Source organism: Dokdonella sp. (assembly GCF_041395345.1).
GTDB lineage: Bacteria > Pseudomonadota > Gammaproteobacteria > Xanthomonadales > Rhodanobacteraceae > Dokdonella.
In genome coordinates this window covers 161,387-178,482 of record NZ_JAWLAR010000006.1, presented here as the reverse complement: position 1 = coordinate 178,482, position 17,096 = coordinate 161,387, and the positions used below count along the sequence as shown (strand labels likewise).

General features: G+C 63.0%; 12 protein-coding genes. 1 reads left to right on the top strand and 11 read right to left on the bottom strand.

Translation table 11 applies throughout. The features are described 5' to 3' along the window. The first annotated feature begins 49 nt into the window (after window positions 1-49). Window positions 50-613: a D-alanyl-D-alanine carboxypeptidase family protein gene (locus R3F00_RS07410; protein WP_371281129.1), complete on the top strand. Its 564-nt coding sequence runs from the start codon at window positions 50-52 to the stop codon at window positions 611-613. 75 nt (window positions 614-688) lie between these two features. On the opposite strand, the gene R3F00_RS07405 is transcribed toward R3F00_RS07410, so the two are convergent. The 11 genes from R3F00_RS07405 to R3F00_RS07355 form a co-directional block, all read right to left on the bottom strand. Continuing rightward, complete coding sequence (locus R3F00_RS07405) at window positions 689-2,344, bottom strand: LamG-like jellyroll fold domain-containing protein (protein WP_371281128.1); 1,656 nt, start codon at window positions 2,342-2,344, stop codon at window positions 689-691. Continuing rightward, window positions 2,341-2,694, bottom strand: coding sequence for a hypothetical protein (locus tag R3F00_RS07400; protein WP_371281127.1), 354 nt, complete (start codon window positions 2,692-2,694; stop codon window positions 2,341-2,343). The genes R3F00_RS07405 and R3F00_RS07400 overlap by 4 nt, the downstream gene beginning before the upstream one ends. Window positions 2,695-2,984: 290 nt before the next feature. Continuing rightward, a complete protein-coding gene (locus R3F00_RS07395; protein WP_371281126.1) occupies window positions 2,985-3,374 on the bottom strand; it encodes a DUF423 domain-containing protein in 390 nt (129 codons plus the stop codon). 78 nt (window positions 3,375-3,452) lie between these two features. Further along, window positions 3,453-4,655: a DUF4340 domain-containing protein gene (locus tag R3F00_RS07390; RefSeq protein ID WP_371281125.1), complete on the bottom strand. Its 1,203-nt coding sequence runs from the start codon at window positions 4,653-4,655 to the stop codon at window positions 3,453-3,455. 16 nt (window positions 4,656-4,671) lie between these two features. Beyond that, entirely contained in the window at window positions 4,672-6,537 is a 1,866-nt protein-coding gene (locus tag R3F00_RS07385; protein ID WP_371281123.1) for a Gldg family protein, read from the bottom strand. Window positions 6,538-6,549: 12 nt separating this feature from the next. Continuing rightward, complete coding sequence (locus R3F00_RS07380) at window positions 6,550-7,284, bottom strand: ABC transporter permease subunit (RefSeq protein ID WP_371281122.1); 735 nt, start codon at window positions 7,282-7,284, stop codon at window positions 6,550-6,552. Continuing rightward, the gene (locus R3F00_RS07375) at window positions 7,281-8,222 is read right to left on the bottom strand and encodes an ABC transporter ATP-binding protein (protein ID WP_371281121.1); all 942 of its coding nucleotides are present in this window, start codon (window positions 8,220-8,222) and stop codon (window positions 7,281-7,283) included. Before R3F00_RS07375 ends, R3F00_RS07380 begins: the two co-directional genes overlap by 4 nt. Before the next feature lie 198 nt (window positions 8,223-8,420). Then, window positions 8,421-9,275: a DUF3025 domain-containing protein gene (locus tag R3F00_RS07370; protein WP_371281120.1), complete on the bottom strand. Its 855-nt coding sequence runs from the start codon at window positions 9,273-9,275 to the stop codon at window positions 8,421-8,423. A gap of 214 nt (window positions 9,276-9,489) precedes the next feature. Then, window positions 9,490-10,992, bottom strand: coding sequence for a S8 family serine peptidase (locus tag R3F00_RS07365; RefSeq protein WP_371281119.1), 1,503 nt, complete (start codon window positions 10,990-10,992; stop codon window positions 9,490-9,492). A gap of 111 nt (window positions 10,993-11,103) precedes the next feature. Further along, window positions 11,104-11,874, bottom strand: coding sequence for an NAD kinase (locus tag R3F00_RS07360; protein ID WP_371281118.1), 771 nt, complete (start codon window positions 11,872-11,874; stop codon window positions 11,104-11,106). Between the two features lie 277 nt (window positions 11,875-12,151). Continuing rightward, window positions 12,152-17,089 carry an NAD-glutamate dehydrogenase gene (locus R3F00_RS07355; protein WP_371281117.1) on the bottom strand — a complete coding sequence of 1,646 codons (4,938 nt, stop codon included), beginning with the start codon at window positions 17,087-17,089 and terminating at the stop codon, window positions 12,152-12,154. Between the last annotated feature and the right edge of the window lie 7 nt (window positions 17,090-17,096).

Here is a 17,096-nt window from a genome sequence, read left to right as displayed (position 1 = left end):
CCTGGCGCCCGGCTCGCCGTTTCGATCAACGTTGCCTTAAGCTGTGTCCATGAACAGTGCCCGCCCCCTGCCGCCTGCCCGCTGCGATACCGAGCATCGTTTGCGCATCATCAAGGCTGCGCATGCGCTAGGCGTGCCGCGCGATTACGGTTCGCGCCACAAGTTGCGGGTTGTTCGCGAGCCGCGCGATCTGTCCTGCATTGGCGAAGACATCCATGGGCGGACGCAGTGGCTGGCGCCGCGCGCGGCCAGGGCGTGGAAGCGCATGCGCCAGGCCGCAGCCGACGATGGTATCGACCTGCAAGTCGTCTCCGCCTTCCGCTCCGCTTCGTATCAGCTGGTCATCATCGAGCGCAAGCTCGAACGCGGGCAGTCGATGGACGAAATACTCAGGGTCAGCGCCGCACCGGGCTTCAGCGAACACCACTCCGGCCGCGTCGTCGACATCACCTGCCCCGGCTACGCCGCGCTCGAAGAGGAATTCGAACATTCACCCGCATTCGCCTGGCTGCAGAAGGAAGCCGCCCGCTTCGGATTCCGGCTGTCCTACCCGCGCGACAACCTCCATGGCATCGCCTATGAGCCGTGGCATTGGTGCTGGCAACGCCGCTGAGCAAACGACGAGGCGACGGTGCCGGATTGAAGCGAACAAGCGGGGCTGCCCGGTCGAGGCAGTCACCGGTTCAACTCAGTATCCGTAGAGTCCTGCCGCCTTCGCGTGCGCCGCTACTTGCGATTCCGACAGCGCCTGTCCGTAGTAGAAGGCGACATGGCCCAGCGTCGAATAGACGAACGGGCGATCCGCGTCAGGAACGGAAGCGACGTAGACCTTGGGTGCGGTCAGCGCGAACGGGAAGCCGAACAGGCTCTGCACCTGCAGCAGATGGCCATTGACGTAGATGCGTACCTCGCTGACGTTCGAATCCAGCACCGCTGCAAGGTGATAGGTCCGCCCGGCATAGAGTCCGGAAAGATCGACACGTGAACCTGCACCGACCGTAATGCTCGGCTGCAGGTTGATGACGCCAAACTGGAGGAACGGCACGGCGGGAGAGTCATCGCCGATGAACAGGATCGGCTGGAAGCCCGAGCCATTGGTCTGCGGGCTGTAGATCGCTTCCACCGAAATGGATCCGGCGGGATTGGTCAGGCCGGTCGGATTGCCAACGGCTGCGGCCTTGCCATTGCCTTCGTTGGTACGCAGGTAGTTCGCATCGCTGGTCGGGAACAGACGGCTCCATCCCGGCTTCATCGTGATCGCCGCACCGCTCAGATTGACATCGATGCCAGCCGCTCCGGAATCGACAAAGACCGTCGTCGCCGGACCTTCATCGAGCTTGTAGTAAAGATCGGGGTTGTCGGCAAGGATCACGGACTCCAGGCTGGGCTGTCCGGAAGAAGGGCTGATGGCGACCCAGGTGTTGTTGTAACGCGCGTAGGTATTGCCGTCGGCTGGCGCATCGGGAAATGAACCGCCCGCTGGCCCGGCTGGGCCGGTGGCGCCGATCGGACCCTGCGGACCTTCGGCACCCTCAATGCCTGCCGGGCCCTGCGGACCTGCGGGACCTGCCGGGCCGGTCGGACCCGCAGGACCCACGGCACCAGTGGCTCCGGTTGCCCCTTGCGGACCTTCAGGACCTTGCAAGCCTTGCAAACCTTGCGGGCCGGCCGGACCCGTCGGACCTTCAGGTCCAATTGCGCCTGTTGCGCCGGTGGGTCCCTGCGGTCCGTCCGGGCCTTGCGCTCCTGCAGGGCCGGTCGGGCCTTCCGGACCGACGGCACCGGTGGCGCCTTGCGGGCCGGTTGCGCCGGCCGGGCCAGCGGGGCCTTCGGGACCTGCCGCACCGGTGGCGCCCACTTCACCCTGAGGACCTGCGGGACCGGTCAAACCGATCGGACCGGTCGGGCCTTCCGGGCCAGCAACGCCTTGCGGACCCTGGGGGCCTTGTGGACCGGCCGGCCCCGTCGGACCCGGATTTCCGTCAAGTGCATATTGGGCGACCGGAGTCGTGGAGACAGCCTGGCGCGGACTCAGCGGCTCGCCATTGACCGTGACCTGCAACCAGCGCTGGTCACCGGTGAAAGCGCCGGGGAATGCCAGACTTACGGTAAACAGGCCGTCGGTAACCGGAAACTGGGGTTCGAGAACCGTGTCGCCAACCTGCTGGCCACCCACGGCTGCGTCGTACAGCGCAAAGCTCAGATCGAACAGGCCATTCGAGGGCAAGCCGTTTTCCTGGAGACGGCCCTGATAGGTGAAATCGGGCAGTTGCGCGGTCTGCGCGAGTACAGGTCCGGCCACCATCAGGACAGTTGCGAAAATGACGCTCAAGAATGTCTTCATGGTTGGCAAGCCTCGAAACCGTTGCGAAATAATGTGTCGGATGAACCGCTGTCGTCCCAGAAGCCTGCGTAGACCTCATAGGTGTCGCCGCTGGCCGGCCCGGCTACCGCTTGCGCGGTCGTGCCAGCCAGCTCGAAGCACGGACTTTGGGAAGTGGTGACGCCCCCACCGGCGATGACCGCCTCGGTGATCGTGAACGTCGTACCCATGGGGTCGGGCGCGCTGGGCCCGGCATCCTGCGCAAGCGCGCCGGACGAAAACAATAGAGGTGCAACGGATAGTGCGAGGGCCAGAGCCGACGCGCGCGAGATGCCCGTGCGCGGTCCGATGCCGTGGCGGAAGAACATCATGTACTGAATCCCTGAATCGCGGGCCAATCCTCAAGAATCAAGGACCGACCGAGGTTATGACGCATCCAGAAAGTGCATCCCGAACTTTCGGATACCCACACCTCCCCCTGTGACGCAGTTGGCATTATGCATGCTCGACGCGGATCCGCAATCCGTCGATTGAACGAGGCATTCCGACTGACGATGGAGAATTTCGGCATCCTCTTGCGAGGATTCCATCCGAAAGAAGCCATCGTTCAACAAGTTGAGCAGCGCGCGAATCGGGTCGAGAACGACAAGGGCGATTCTGTTCAACGCGCGTCGCCGCGTGATCGGGCGAACAGCACCGCAAGGCAAATCCAGCCGAACAGGAAGGCGCTGCCACCGAGCGGGGTCAACATTCCAGTCTGGCGCGGTGCGCCCAGCGAGAGCGCGAAAAGGCTTCCGCAGAAGAGGCCGATTCCGGAGAGAAAGGCGAGGCCGGCGGCCTTGCGCCAATGCGACTCGGGCCCCGGAACCAGGGCCAGCAGCATCAGCGCCAATGCGTGCCAGAACAGGTAGTTGACGGCCGTTCGCCACAATTCCATCGCCGCAGCATCGAGTTGCCCGCGCAATGCGTGGGCAGCGAAGGCGCCCGTCGCCACGGCGCATGCCGCGAGCAGACTGCCGGCAACGCCGGCGACGACGCGCCAGTCAACCACGCCGGCGCTCGCGGCGGCGTGCGCGGCAGGGGCGCCGACATGTGCTTGCGAACCTGTCGGCGCCCGTCAGCGGCATGATCACTTGCCGGACTTCCCGCCCTTGTCGGCCGTCTTCTCTTCGAGCGGCTTGAGCATTTCGTCCATGGTCTTGGTCATGTTGGCGGTCTTGTGCGCGGGCAGGACAAAGCTCCAGCCCTCGAACGCCGAATTCAGCCGGGCCACTTCGGACTCGAGATCGGTCAGGCTCGGAACGGATTCGGCAGCAGGCGCTGTCGAATCCGCATCCTTGCCAGCTTCCTTGTCCGCTTCATCGGACTCGGCTGCCGCAGACTCTGACTTCGTTTTTTCAGCGGCCCTTTCTCTTGCCACCTGCAGATGCTTTTCGGCCGCGTCCTTGTCAAGCGAGGCGCTGAACCCGACGTAGCGCGTGTCCGCCTCGGTCCAGGTCGTGGCGTCGACAGTGATGCCGTCGAAGGTTGCGTAGCGAACCCGTGTTGCACTCTCCGGCGCAGCGACCTTGCTCGCCGGCGCCACATCGTCGATGCGCAAGTCGGCGAGTGCCGAGGCGAGGCCGTTGGCCGCGTACTCCGAAACGGGTTCGCGCCCCTTGGGCACATCGGCAATGTTGTACTGCGCGTCCGCCGGGTCGTTCTTGGAGACACGCAGGGTCTTGCCATCCGGCTGAGTGATCGTCACCGAGGCGATGCGATCCGCACTGATGTTGGCCAGGTCCTTTTGCAGCCAGTCCTTCGCGTTGCGATCCGGAATCAGATTGCCCGAGGCGAGCCAGCTCTGGGCCTCGTCAGCGCGGCGCACATAGGTGCCGGAAGCCTTGGTGTTATAGACGCCAGCGATGAAGTCGACAGGCTTGGGCAAGCCATCGATCTTCACCTCGATGCCCTTGGCATCCGCTTCGCCTAGATCGGAAACGCCCAGATCCGCATAGCGCTCGCGACTGGCGGTCTTCTGCTCGACCAGAGTGCTGTCTGCGACTCTCAGCAGGAATTCGCGCAGCTTGCCGACATCAGCCGGGTAGCCACCCTTGTCGGCGACGCTCCAGCCGCCTTCACCGCGATCGAGGACAACGGCGGTCGGCTGGCCCGGCACGGAAATGGTCAACGCGGTCACATCGTTGATCTGCGCCTTGAGATCACCGGCCAGCGGCTGGGCCTTGGCACTGAATTCACTGACCGGTTTGCGCGAATGATCGATCGCGAGTGCCGCGACGATCGCGACCACGCTGACGACGCCCAACCGGATGAGGGTCTTCTTGTTCATCATGACGGTTCTCCCCTCCTCATCCCTTGCGCCGGCGACGACGAATGCGCCAGACGGCAAACGCCACGGCGGCGATTGTCACGAGCAAGGGCACGAGGACAATGTTCAGGAATTTGAGGCGACTGCCGAGCGACTCGATCTCGGCATCCAGTGAACGCCGCACGTCGCGAAGCTCCTTGCGGATGTCGGCCTTGCGCTGGCTGAACTTGGTCAGTTCGGCTTGCTGCTCGGGCGACATGATCAGTGCCTGATCGCGCGACTTCGCGCTCTGCAACTCGACCAGCTTGCGCTCGGTTTCCTGCAATTCGCGCTGCAGCTCCTGTTCCTTGGCCCGGAAGCGGTCATCGGCCTGGCGCTTGAGCGCCTCGACGGTGGTGAACGGACGTCGCGATGTGGCCCGGCCTCGGATCGAGATCAGCGCCGAAGAGCCGGTCAGGTTGTCGACGCCGTTGAGAACGAAATCGCCATTGTTGGCAAACGCGTTCATCAGCTTCTGGCCGAGGAAGTTCTGTACCTGTACCCAGAGCCGATCCGCGAGCAGGTCGGTATCGGCGACTACGATGATCTGGCCGTCGTCCTTCGATTCGGCCAGATGCCCCTCCCCGCTACGCTGCGGGAAAGCGGTCTTGAACTTGCCGGTCACGCGACCGGCAATGACGTAGCGTTCACCGCTGGGCTGGAAGTCGGTCAGCAGGCCGCGCGGATCCGGTGACATGCGCAGGCGACTGGCCGGCGCCGACATGGCATCGCCCGAGCTTTGCATGAGCGGAATCAGCTTGCTCGTCGCATCCTTGGCCAGGTCGATGTAGCCGGAACTGGACACATTCACCGAATCGAGATTGGCCGTGAGTACATCGTCGCCGTTCAACTCGGCGGCGGTCAGGCCGATGATGCCGGGATGGCGTACGCGGGCCTGGCCCTGGCCCATGCTGACCTCGACGGCACGCGTGCGATCGAGCACCACATTGGCCGGGTCGTATTCGATGCCCCAGGCCTTGAACAATTCGGGAAGGTTCGAGGAATGATCGGCGAACATCGCCGCCTGCGGGTTCTGCGGGTCCATCCCGGAGGTATCGAGTTCGGCATCCGGATCCACGAATACCATCAGGTGGCCGCCACGCAGGACGAACTGGTCGATCGCGTAGCGTGCGTCCTCGGAAAGATCCTTCGGGTGCACGAGCATCAGCACGCTGATCTCCGGATCGATCGAGGTCAGGCCCTGGCCCTGCAACTGGCGCAGCTCGAAGGATTGCGACAATTGCTGCTGGATCGCCCAGGGTTCGCGCATCTGTTGCGTGGCGGGATCGAATCCGGGCCCCATTTCGAGACCGGAAATCAGGCCGATGACGGGCTTCTTCGGTGTGGCCAGATCGTGGATCAGCTTGGCCACATCGTATTCGAGAAACGATTCCTTGCCCGGGTCGAAGAAGGCCACGGCCGCCTGGCCGTCGGTGGAATTGGTGCCTGCCAAACCGAGGAAGATCGTTTCTCCACCGCCACCGTTGACCGGAACAGCGGTCAGGCCGTAGCCGACCGCACGATCCTCGTCTTCGGAGAACGGCAGCGGGTCGATCACTTCCAGCGTGATGCGTCCGTTCGAACGTGCGGCCATTTCCTCGAGCATTTCACGCACACGCACAGCATAGGTGCGCAGCTGCGGCAGGTCCTGCGTGCCCTTGTCCGAGTAGAACAGGTACAGGTTGATCGGCTCGTCGAGCGTGGAAAGAATTTCCTTGGTGCCTGGCGAGAGCGTGTAGAGATTGTTTTCCGTGAGGTCCACGCGCGCGCCGCGGAACAGCACGTTGACCAGCAGCATGACGGCGACGAACAACACGATCAGGACGATCAGTGCGCCGCCGGAAAGAGTCTTGCGATGGGATGTCATTCCTGGAATTCCTCAGTCGGCTTTCTTGAGATCGATCACGATGGCGCTTGCGTAGAGCCAGAATCCGATCATCAGGAAGAAATAGAGCAGATCGCGCAGGTCGATGACGCCCTTGCTGATCGATGCGAAATGGGTCAGGAAGCTCAGGCCGGCGATGGCATCGACCAGGCCTTGCGGCGCCCATGAGCGGAACGCCTCGAGCACCAGCGGGAAGCCCGCCATGATCAGCACGAAGCAGGTGACCACGGTCAGGATGAAGGCGACGACCTGATTGCGCGTAGCGGCCGAAATGCACGATCCGATTGCAAGGAAGGAACCGGCCATGAGCATGGCCCCAAGATAGCTTGTCAATATCACGCCATCGTCGGCATCGCCGAGATAGTTGACCGTGATCCAGAGCGGAAAGGTCAGCAGCAGGGCGATGCCGATAAAGGTCCATGCGGCGAGGAATTTGCCCAGCACGGCCTGCCACATCGTGATCGGCAAGGTCAGCAACAGTTCGATCGTGCCGCTCTTGCGCTCCTCGGACCACAGACGCATCGAAACGGCCGGCACGAGGAACAGATAGAGCCAGGGCAGGAAGCTGAAGAACGGCATCAGGTCGGCCTGGCCGCGCTCGTAGAAACTGCCGAGGTAAAACGTGAATGCACTGGACAGGACGAGGAAGATCACGATGAACACGTAGGCCACCGGCGTTGCGAAGTAGCTGCCGAGTTCGCGCCGGAATACGGTGGTGATTGCACTCATGCCCTTGCCTCCCCTGTATCCGCGCCCTGGGTGATGCTGCGGAACACTTCATCAAGTCGTCCACCCTCGAGAGCGAGTTCACGAACGACGATATCGCCCTCCTTGAGCGCCTCGTTCACGGCGGCATAGATGCTGCGGCCGGGTTTCGGGAAGGCGGTGATGCGCCCGTCCTGCTTGTCGACTTCGATCGAGGCCACATCGGCGATCCGCGCCAGAACCTCCCGCGCGGCGTTGGCGTCGGTTGCGGTCAGGGAGACGGCCTGGTGGTAGCGCGAACGCGCTTCGAGCTCTGCCGGCGTGGCGTCAGCCAGCACGCGACCGCGCGCGATGATGATCGCGCGACTGCAGACGGCATGGACTTCCTCGAGCACGTGCGTGGAAACGATGATGGTCTTGTCGCGCGCCATCGCATTGATCAGGTTGCGGACTTCGTGCTTCTGGTTGGGATCGAGTCCGTCGGTGGGCTCGTCGAGGATCAGTACCCTGGGATCGTGCAGGATGGCCTGGGCCAGGCCGACGCGCCGCTTGAAGCCCTTCGAGAGCGTTTCGATCGGCTGTTCGAGCACGGCTTCGAGGCTGAGCCGACCGATCGCGTCATCGAGTCGCTTGTCACGCGTGCTGCCACCGAGGCCGCGCACGTCGGCGATGAAGGCGAGGAACTGGCGCACGCTCATTTCACCGTAGCTTGGCGCACCTTCCGGCAGATAGCCGATGACGCGGCGGGCTTCCAGCGACTGCTGCTCGACGTCGAATCCGCAGACTTTCGCGCTGCCCGAAGTCGGCGCAAGAAAGCCCGCGATCATCTTCATCGTGGTCGACTTGCCGGCGCCATTCGGGCCGAGGAAGCCGAGGACCTGCCCCGGCTCGACCTTGAACGTGATGCCATCGACAGCGACCAGGTCGCCATAACGTTTTCCCAGTGCTTGGGTTTCAATCATTGTCGAATCACCCTGTGTTTCCGAATTCAGTGGCCCCGACAGGCTGTGGGGCGTTCCATTGGATCGCCGAATCAAAATCCAGGACATCAGGACCCGCCGGGGATGGAAACCGGGTTGATCGACGCCTAGGATTGCGAGCGATGCGCAATGTACCCCAGAAGGGGGCAAAAAGTTCCCGAATCCGTTAAATCCGCAAGCCTAGAATTCTTCTGCCGGCGGATAGCGGCGCCCTTCGCGCAAGGGCCTGAAGCATGGCGCGCTGGCGAAGAAAGTCTCGTCGACGGCTTGCGCATGCCAGCCGGGAATGCCGGACAGGGGCAGTGGCCGCAAATCCTGAGGGTCGGCCATGGCCCGACCATCGGCGATCAATCCGGCGACGTGCTCATCCAGCCTGCTGCGCATCGATTCGGGATCGACGCGGATCGAAGCCATGCTGGCGGCATCCGTCATCAAGGCCAGCGATTTGGCCACCAGCAGGCGTTCGGGCTGCAAGGCCAGCTCGAGCACCGCATGGCCGAACACCAGTACAGTAATGCGCGTGCCCCAGGCCGCGCGCTCACGCCAGAACAGGCCATGCCAGTCGTGGCGATCCCACATTGCCATCAGATCCCGATCGCTGCAGAGCACGATCGCCCCGCCCTCGTCGAAATGCGTCATCGCATACTGCGCGCGCGTTCGCTGGCTCGGGCCGACGACCGCGATGTCGGCGCACTGGGCCGTGTTCAGGGCCTTCTTGATGCGTGGGTAGCGCAGCCAGACCAGGGCATTCAACAAGTCATGCCAGTTGCGCTCGCGCGTCGCCAGTCGACCGAGCCGGATGCGCTCCTCGTAATGCTGTCCATCCGCCAGCAGTGCCGGTGTCTGCGCGACAAAGACCGGTCGCCCGTGTCCGTCGGCCTGCGTCGCACCCAGACGCAAGGCATCGAGCTGTTCAAGCGAAGGCCAGTCGTCAGGCCAGATGCGATCCGGCAGTTCGCACGCCCAGTCCGCCAATGGCTGACGCGCGAAGACCTCGCGATCCACCTTGTCTATCGCGGGTGCGATGCTGCGCAATGCGATGGGTCCTTGTGCTTCTGCGAGCACATTTTGCCGGGATGGGTAGCAGTTGCTACGGAAAGTGCCGATAGAAGCTTTGGCGACAGGACTACCAGCTCGTCATCCCGGCGCAGGCCGGGATGATGTGAGGACGTGGTGAGTTCTTACCTCACCATCAGTTTCGGTGACTTCCAACTTCCAACTTCCAGCTCCCCACTCCCGGACCCGCGACTCAGTCGTCAGCACCATCCGCAAAGATCTTCTCGGCCACCATGAACGCGGCAAAGGCATCGACTTGCCCGTAGCCCTGGACCGGATTCGGAAAGGTCGTTGCCGGGATGCCGCCGCAGACCTGGGTCGTGCTGGTCAACGGCACGGCGGTGCTGCGCAGCAGGTCGGCCACTGCCTGCGGGTCGCCTTTCAGGGAGGAATTCATCGACATCAGCAAGGCGGCAACGCCGGCCACGTGCGGCGATGCCATGCTCGTTCCGGTGAACGAGCTGTAGTAGCCGTTTGCCGTGTTGGAGTAGTTGGGAACACTGGAGCGAACGGTTTGACCGGGTGCAATCACGTCAGGCTTGCCGTTCACGCTGCCGGCCACGGGTCCACGACCGGAACCGGCATACATGTTGTCGGCGCTGTTGGTGCCGCCCACCGTGAAGGTGGCGTCATAGATGGCCGGCGGATCGGTAATCGTGCTGCATGCGGAACCACTGTTGCCCGCGGCGGCAACGAAGAAGATACCGGCGTCCACGATATTCCCGATCGCTTCGCTGATTTCCTGGCCTGTCGTGCAGCCTTCGGAAGTCGGGCAACCCCAGGAGTTGTTGACGATGTCGGGAGCCATGTCGCTGTCGGGATTCTGTCCCGCTGTATCGGTAGGCGCGATGAACCATTGCGTGCACTCGATGTAGGTAGCGGGCGTACCGTCACCAGAGTTCATGTTTCGGCAACCCACCCAGCGCGCATCAGGGGCAACGCCCACCTGATTGCCTGCTCCGTCATCGCCGACCATCGTACCCATCGTGTGCGTGCCGTGACCGTGGTCGTCACAGGGTGCGGATGAATCTGCCCCGCAGCTGCTACCCGCCACGTGAATGGCGTCATGCCAATTGTAGGAATGGTTGGTCGTTGCGCCGTTCCAGCCGCGGTATTTTGCTTTCAGCGCGGGATGGTCCCAGCGATAGCCCGTATCCTGCCCAGCGACCACGACGTTCTGGCCGCGGATGCCCATGGCCCAGACTTCCGGTGCACGCACCTTGTCGACGCCCCATTCGGTGGCCAACGGCGCATTCGACTGACTGCCTGCCGCGGGTGCTTCGCCCGATGAGGAGTCCGCAGGCAATTGCAACGGCAAATAGCGATTCGCGCGAATCGCGGCGATATCGGAGCGCGCACCCAGTTGATCGAGCTGGTCGGCCGTCACCGTGGCCTGAATCGAGTTGACGATCCAGTACGATCGATAGGCGACGCCTTGCGCATCCAGCCACTTGCGCAGATCGGCCTGACTGACTTCAGCCGTGGCCCTCAGCGTATCGACCAGGTTGCGACGACGCTCGAGATAGTCGCCGTCGGTGCGCAACAGGCTCTTCGGCGCCTTCGCCCCGAGCACGATAAGGGTATCGACCGATCCTGCCTGCCCAGCTTCGGCGCGCAGGCCCGCTTCAACCTCTGCAGCAGCAACGGGAGACATGGCAGCCGCGCAGGCCAGTGCCAGTGGTGCGTAACGAAGCATCGAAGCAGTCATCAATCAACCCCCAAGAGTAGGCCCGTTCCCTCGGACTGGAATGAATTCGGCGAACTGCCGGATCCAACCCCCGACTCTAAGGGATTCCGTGCGCCATGCCTATACCGTGAACTGTTCCCGGAGGATTCGCTCCTCGAGGTTGTGCTCGGGATCGAACAGCAGGGTCATGGTCTGGTCGACCGACTCGCGGATCAGGACTTCGACCACGTCGCGCACTTCGCTGGAGTCTGCGGTCGCACTGACCGGGCGCTTGTAGGGATCGAGCACTTCCAGCTTGATCTCGGTGGTCGATGGCAAAACCGCGCCGCGCCAGCGTCGCGGGCGAAATGGACTGATCGGTGTCATGGCCAGCAGTTTGGAGCCGATCGGCAGGATCGGTCCGTGCGCCGACAGGTTGTAGGCGGTAGAGCCGGCCGGCGTGGCGACCAGCAGGCCATCGCACATCAGCTCTTCGATACGGACCACACCATTCAGCGTGACCCGGATGTGGGCGGCCTGCTTGGTCTGGCGCAGCAACGAGACCTCGTTGAAGGCGAGTGCCTCGACCGTGGTGCCGGATTCCGAATGCGCGCTCATGCTGAGCGGATGCATGATCGTGGGCTGGGCCCGGGCAAGGCGCTCATGCAGATCATCGGGGTGAAACGGATTGAGCAGGAAGCCGATCGTGCCGAGCTTCATGCCATACACCGGCTTGCCCAGGGCAAGATTGCGATGCAGCGTGCGCAGCATGAAGCCGTCGCCACCGAGAGCCACGATGACATCGGCGTCCTCGGGCGCGGTATCGCCGTAGCGCTGCTTGAGCAGGGCCAGTTGCGACTGCGCCTCGTCTCCATGACTGGCCACCAGGGCAATGCGCTGCGTCACGGTCACTCTCCCATGTCGTTCGCGCCACTCGGCGCGGCAGGGTCGACTCTAGCAGACCACGGTCGCTGACAATGTCCTCCGATTTCTCGTAGGAGCAGGCTTCAGCCGCGATGCCTTTGGTCACATCGTGTCGAACAGCATCGCCCCTGACGGGCCTCATACGATCCCGCATGCCCCACGATTTTGTAGGAGGGGCGTCAGCCGCGATGTCTTTGCCGCGCCATGGCGAAAGGCATCACCGCTGAGAGGGCCTACGGAAGCATTCAATCGCGCCCTGGCCTTCCTACACCAACTGCGCCAGTCGACGCACCGCCACCGACACGATCGGGTAGTCGATGACGACCTGGCTGCGCATGTCGGCCAGGGTGGCCAGGGTCATCTTCAGGACCGGATCGTCGCGATTGATCCAGGCCGCAACCCGATGAGCCCCCTCGCCGGCATCGTCGTTCGCCAGCATCTGCGAAACCAGCGAGCGCTGCTGGGCGTTGAGTTCGTCGCGCAGCGAACCGCGCGCATGCGCATGCCAACGGGTCTCGACAGGCAGATCCTCGACCTTGTCCATCAGCCATTTCAGGTTGAGCGCCTCGCCAACGGCAAAGTAGACCGTCGCCACTTCCGCCACGCTGTGCCGACTTTGCTGGGCAACCAGGGCGATATCCATGGCCGAGCTCAACGCGGGCAAATGGGCCAGCTGGTTGGCCAGATCGGCCGGGAAGCCCTGCTCGACCCAGCGTTCGCGGCTGGCTTCGAACATGGCCCGGTCGGCCGCGCCCACCACGCCGTCGATTCGTGCCTTGAGTTCGTTCATGGCCGGCCAGTAGCGATCGACCGCTGCGGCGATATCCTGCACTTCGCCGGGATGGTTCAACAGCCAGCGCGTCATCTTGCGCAGCAGTTTCCAGATCGCCAGATTGGCATCGATCTGCGCATTGCCGTTGACCTTGCCGTCCAGTTCCTCGATGGAAGCCCACAGACCGCGAGCTTCAAGCACTTCGCGGGCGATGTTGAAGGCCTTGGCAACGGCGGCCGGCGATTGCCCGGTGTCTTCCTGCATGCGCAGCATGAAGGTGGCACCCATTCGATTGACCATCGAGTTCGTGACGGCCGTGGCGATGATCTCGCGCTTCAGGCGATGCCGTTCCATGTGTTCGGCGAATCGCTCGCGCAGGGGTTCCGGGAAGTAGCGACGCAGTTCCCTGGACAAATAGGGATCTTCCGGCACGTCGGAATCCAGCAACTGCTGGAAGATCACGATTTTCGCGTAGGACAGAAGAATGGCCAGCTCGGGCCGGGTCAGGCCGACGCCGCGTGCCTTGCGCTCGGCGAACTCGTTGTCGCTGGGCAGGAATTCGATCTGGCGATCGAGCAGGCCCTGCGATTCCAGGGTACGGATCAAATGCTGCTTGGAGCCGAGCCGGGCAACCGACATGCGCTCCATGATGCTGATCGCATCGTTCTGGCGGTAGTTGTCGAACAGCACCAGGCGCTCGACCTCATCGGTCATCTCGCGCAGCAATTCATTGCGTTGCTCAAGCGTCATCTCGCCGCGCTGGACCGCGTCGTTGAGCAGAATCTTGATATTGACCTCGTGATCGGAAGTATCGACCCCGGCCGAGTTGTCGATGAAGTCGGTATTCAGGAGCACGCCATTGAGCGCCGCCTCGATGCGACCGCGCTGGGTCATGCCCAGATTGCCGCCTTCACCGATCACCTTGCAGCGCAGGTCCTCGCCATTGATGCGAATCGCGTTGTTGGCGCGATCGCCGGCATCGGCATGGCTTTCGCCGGTCGATTTCACATAGGTGCCGATTCCGCCGTTCCAGAGCAGGTCGACCGGTGCCTTGAGGATGCCGACCAGCAACTCGTTCGGCGACATTTCCTGCTCGGCACCCTCGATTCCGAGCGCAGCAGCTGCTTCCGCGGACAACTTGATGACCTTGGCCGAGCGCGGATAGATGCCGCCGCCGGCCGAGATCAGGCTGATGTCGTAGTCGGCCCAGGACGAGCGCGGAATCTTGAACATGCGTTCACGCTCGACATAGCTGCTGGCCGCGTCGGGATTCGGGTCGATGAAGATGTGGCGATGGTCGAATGCCGCGACCAGTCGAATATGCTTCGACAACAGCATGCCGTTGCCGAATACGTCTCCGGACATGTCGCCGACACCGACACAAGTGAAATCCTCGGCCTGGCTGTCGCGACCGAGCGCGCGGAAATGCCGCTTGACCGACTCCCAGGCGCCCTTGGCAGTGATGCCCATGCCCTTGTGGTCGTAACCGACCGAGCCGCCGGAGGCAAAGGCGTCGCCAAGCCAGAAATCGTGCTTGGCGCTGACCGCGTTGGCGATATCGGAAAACGTCGCCGTACCCTTGTCGGCAGCCACCACGAGGTAGGGATCGGGATCGTCGTGGCGAACAACATCATGCGGATGAACCAGCTCGCCGTCGACCAGGTTGTCGGTGATGTCGAGCAGGCCGTTGATGAACATGCGGTAGCAGGCCACGCCTTCGGCCAGGATCGCGTCGCGTTCGCCACTAGCGGGCGGCCGCTTGACGAAGAAGCCGCCCTTCGATCCGACCGGCACGATCACCGTGTTCTTGACCATCTGCGCCTTGACCAGACCCAGCACTTCGGTGCGGAAATCCTCGCGCCGGTCCGACCAGCGCAAGCCACCGCGGGCGACCGGTCCGAAGCGCAGGTGGACACCTTCAACGCGCGGCGAATAGACGAAGATTTCGCGGTACGGACGCGGCTTCGGCAGTTCGGTCAGCTGTGAAGGATCGAACTTGAAACTCGTGTATTCGTGCGGCTTGCCATCCACGCGCTGGTAGAAGTTGGTTCGCAAGGTGGCCCGGATTACCGCGCTGAAGCCGCGCAGGATGCGGTCCTCGTCGAGGCTGGCGACGCGACCGAGCAAGGTATGGATGCTCCAGGCGATGACCCGGACCTGGGTGTCACGATCCAGGTTGCGACTCGAGACCAGCTCGTCGATCAGGCCCGGGTTGTCGGCCCTGGCCTGCTCGGGCACCAGCGTTTCCATTTCCGTGCGCAGGCGGCTGCGGGCTTCCTCGATGGCTTCAACGCCGCCCTCCAGGCGTGCCGGATCGAATTTCGCCTCGAACAGCTCGACCAGCAGACCGGCCATGTCCGGATAGCTGGCCAGGGTCTGTTCCATGTAGCTCTGCGAAAAGGGTACGCCGGTCTGCAACAGGTACTTGCAGTAACCGCGCAGGACGCTGACCTGACGCCAATTCAGTTGCGCGCCGAGAATCAACTTGTTGAAGCCGTCGTTTTCCGCGTTGCCGCGCCAGATCCTTTCGAATGCCTCCTGGAACGATTCGCGCAGATTCTCCAGATCAAAGGCCAGCTTGCCCGGGCGTACGAGGATGTCCTGGATGGTGATCGAGTTGCCGCCACCCTTGATCTCGTAGAGGTTTTCCGTGAGCACGCTGAGGCCGAGATTCTCGAGCAGCGGAATGACTTCGGACAGGGTGATATCCGCACCGAGGCGGAACACCTTGAAATGCAGTACACCCTCCTGCTTCTGCGAGGGGTACAGGTTGAGCTGGATGTCGTCGGCATCGGCCAGGGCCGCGGCCAGCTCGACATCCGCTGCCGCATTGTGCGGCGTGACCTTCTCGATATAGCCCGCCGGCAATGCCTTGCCGTAGCGGCTCGCCAGCTTGCTGCCGCGTTCCTCGCCATGACGTTCGATGAGGATCTCGCGTAGATCGTCCTGCCAGTTGCGCACGATCTCGGCAATCGCCGCTTCGAGCTCGGCCACGTTCCATGCCGGCCGCTCGCCCGGATCGGGTCTCACGATCATGTGCACGCGGGCCAGCGGCGACTCGTCCAGCAATACGGTCGAGTCGATCCGCTCGGCATGGAAATAATTCTTCAGCATCGACTCGATGCGCTCGCGCACGTCGGTGTTGAAGCGGTCGCGGGGAACATAGGCGAGCACGGAGAAAAAGCGTCCGTAGCGATCGCGACGCACGAAAAGACGGGTGCGCGCACGCTCGCGCAGGTCGAGCACGGCCATGGCGATTTCATAGAGCTCGTCCACCGTGCACTGGAAAACCTCATCGCGCGGCAGCGTGTCGAGGATATGCCGCAGCGCCTTGCCCGAATGCGAATCGCGCTTGAGTCCGGATCGCTTGAGGATGGTTTCGTAGTTGGCGCGCAGCAGCGGAACCTGCTTGGGCGGGGTCATGTAGGCCGAGGAAGTCAGCAGGCCGAGGAAGCGCTGCTCCAGAACGGGCTTGCCCTCGCCGTCAAAACCCAGCACGGACAGGTAATCCATGTGTCCCGGTCGATGCACGCGGGATCTCGAGTTCGTCTTGGTCAGGATCAGGGCGCCGACTGCGCCTGACTTCTCCAGATCCCTGGCCGCCAGAGATTTCAGCGAACGCGCGGCAAAGCCCTTTTCGGACCCACGCATGATGCCCAGGCCGGTGTTCTCGATCGGTTTGAGAACTTCCTCGCCATCCTCTTCGACCACGCGGTACTCGCGATAGCCGACAAAGGTGAAATGGTCATCTGCGATCCACTTCAGGAACTCCTGGGCTTCCGCGAGGGAGTCCTTGTCGAACGGCAGGTTGAGGGTCGGCATCTTCTCGGCGATCTCGAGCATCTTGGCCTTCATCAATGGCCAGTCCGTCACCGATGCGCGCACATCTTCCACGGCTGCGGTAATCGCCTTGCGCAGCTCCTCGATTTCCTCCGCGTTGCCAACCCGATCGATCTCGAAAAGCATGATCGACTCGGCCGAGCCCGAGGCGCTGTGGTCGTCCCCAAAGGCCAGCACATGCCCACCCGGATCGCGCTCGACGTTGAAGATCGGATGGATGACCGCATGGGTCGCCAGGCCGGCCTGATTGATGGCCATCGAGACGGAGTCGACCAGGAACGGCATGTCATCCGTACAGATCGCGATCATGGTATGGCTGCTGTCGAACCCCTCGGCGTCGGCATGCGGATTGAAGACGCGAATCTTGGCCGTTTTCGGCGAGCGCTGGCGTAGGTACTCCAGCATGAACTGAGCCACGCGTGCCCACATGCCGGCATCCCGACCCTTGATGTCGTCGGCCGGAACATGGCGAAAAAAGTGCGCTGCGAAGGCCTGGGCCTCGCGCTGGCGGGCGGCTCCCGCCTCGGTCGAAATCTGGCTGAGAATCGGCTCAAGACGCTGGGAATCGCTGGCGGCACGGGGTGCGTTCATTGCAGGT